Below are 297 nucleotides of genomic sequence, written 5' to 3' on the forward strand. Positions count from 1 at the left end.
TTACTTTAAAATACTTAGACACACCTTGTTCTTCAATTGCCCACTTAATCTGTTCAAAAATAGATAGCTCAATCGTATTATCGACATATCTAATGGCCACAGCATTTACAGGATATCTCATAATCAATTGAACGATTATGTGTGCTATGCCAGATGATTTACCTGATCCACGACCACCTTTTTCAACAACATGCAATATATTTGAGTTTAATGCTATCCTCCAAGTAGTATGAAATGCTTTAGGAAGAAATTCAGATAATTTTTTACTCATATTCATCACCTGATATATCATCGATG

At 33.0% G+C, this 297-nt stretch carries 1 protein-coding gene; it reads right to left on the reverse strand.

What is annotated here, in order from left to right; translation table 11 throughout:
• Positions 1 to 271, reverse strand: a 271-nt coding sequence (locus QP324_RS11990; protein WP_284816202.1) for a phage terminase large subunit, incomplete at its 3' end; no start/stop codon positions are given.
• Between the last annotated feature and the right edge of the window lie 26 nt (positions 272 to 297).

Source organism: Corynebacterium sp. UMB0012, from assembly GCF_030216265.1.
In the GTDB taxonomy this organism is placed as follows: Bacteria; Actinomycetota; Actinomycetes; order Mycobacteriales; family Mycobacteriaceae; genus Corynebacterium.